Here is a 1,484-nt window from a genome sequence, read left to right as displayed (position 1 = left end):
ACGATAAAAATTTTAGGAGGTAGTTGCCATGGCAACTCAAACAATTGAAAACTTTAACACCCTTGACCTCGAAACACTTGCTAGTGTTGAAGGAGGTGGATGTAGTTGGAGAGGCGCAGGTGGTACTGTTGCCTATGGAGCAACCTGCTGGTGGAGCTAATCTATGGTATATTTTATTATAGGTTTTGTTGTTGCTTTGTTAGGTAATATCTTTTTCAACAAGGTCAATAAAAATAAACATAAAAAATCATCTTGAACATATACGGGTATTTTCATAACAATTTTTAATAATTTGTTTATAAGATAGTGTTATTTTCTTTGAACAAATAGTTTATTTTTATGTAGATGAGGAGTTAACTAATGATTACAGAACTAACATATAACGACCTTGAAACACTTGCTAGTGTTGAAGGAGGACGAGTCAATTGGGAACGATGGGGAATGTGTGGGGCCTCTGTCGCCGTAGGTGCTTCAGAAGGATTCTCTGCAGCTGCAGGTGGAACGGCTTTCTTCATTGGACCGTATACAATTGGAACTGGTGCAGTAGGTGCAGCTATTGGAGGTGGAGTAGCCTTACCTGGCTGTTAAGGAGAACAACAATGACACATAGAGTTTCAAAAAGGGATATAGTGCTATTTGTCATTGCCCAAGTAGTTAGCATATCCTTACTGGTACTTTTTTTTAGTCAATTACTTCATAACTTATCATCCGTATTCCAATTGGTCTACATCGTAGCAGCCCTCTTAGTGGTTGTGGTTGATATATTGCTCATTCGAAAAATAATGACAAGAAGAGAAGAACCAACTGTGTTAAATCAATTAAAAGCTTCCCTAGCTTGTTTCTTGTTACTGACACTTAGTTGCCTTCGTTTTTTGACAACAGATTTCTATTATCAAAAAGTTATCGCTATATTTGTAGGTTTTTTTTCATTATTGGGTTTCGTACTATTTTTATGGGGCATCAAGTATATCAACCATAATATAGAGAAGTAAGTAATTGACAAAATAAGGAGTATAAGCAATGTTTACAAAATTAACTCATAACGACGGTGCAGGAGCTGGATTTGCAGGCGGTAGCACAGCATTTTGTTATGGTACAGCTGAATAATCTTCATTTGAGATAGGTGATACAAATGAAGAAATACCTAATCATTTTTTCGACTATTGCGATGATATATTTATATAGCAAAGTACTATTGTCATCAGGAAATATCTATCAACTTTTGTTAGCATCAATAGGATTCTTTTTCTTTTTATTTGGAGTCTATAGGCAGTATAGAAAGAATTAGTTAAAGCTTTTTCAATAAGACATGGAATGAATCAAAAATGATATTCAGTCTTTTTTTTACTACTCGGGACATATAGCCACTTATTGGGACGCTAGCTCTGATAGAGACACTTGAATGCTATACTAAAGATGTGATTGAGAGATCACACGATAAAAATTTTAGGAGGTAGTTGCCATGGCAACTCAAACAATTGAAA

The 1,484-nt window shown here is 35.3% G+C and carries 3 protein-coding genes; all 3 read left to right on the top strand.

From position 1 onward, the window contains the following. The first annotated feature begins 28 nt into the window (after positions 1-28). The 3 genes from ADF62_RS10435 (at position 29) to ADF62_RS07260 (ending at position 992) form a co-directional block, all read left to right on the top strand. Positions 29-160: a Blp family class II bacteriocin gene (locus tag ADF62_RS10435; protein WP_003093551.1), complete on the top strand. Its 132-nt coding sequence runs from the start codon at positions 29-31 to the stop codon at positions 158-160. A 200-nt stretch (positions 161-360) separates the two neighbouring features. Further along, entirely contained in the window at positions 361-588 is a 228-nt protein-coding gene (locus ADF62_RS07265) for a hypothetical protein (RefSeq protein ID WP_003094508.1), read from the top strand. Between the two features lie 11 nt (positions 589-599). Next, positions 600-992, top strand: coding sequence for a hypothetical protein (locus ADF62_RS07260; protein WP_003094909.1), 393 nt, complete (start codon positions 600-602; stop codon positions 990-992). The last annotated feature ends 492 nt before the right edge of the window (positions 993-1,484 follow it).

Source organism: Streptococcus sp. 1004_SSPC (genome assembly GCF_001069025.1).
In the GTDB taxonomy this organism is placed as follows: domain Bacteria; phylum Bacillota; class Bacilli; order Lactobacillales; family Streptococcaceae; genus Streptococcus; species Streptococcus vestibularis.
This window is presented reverse-complemented; position numbering and strand designations above follow the sequence as displayed.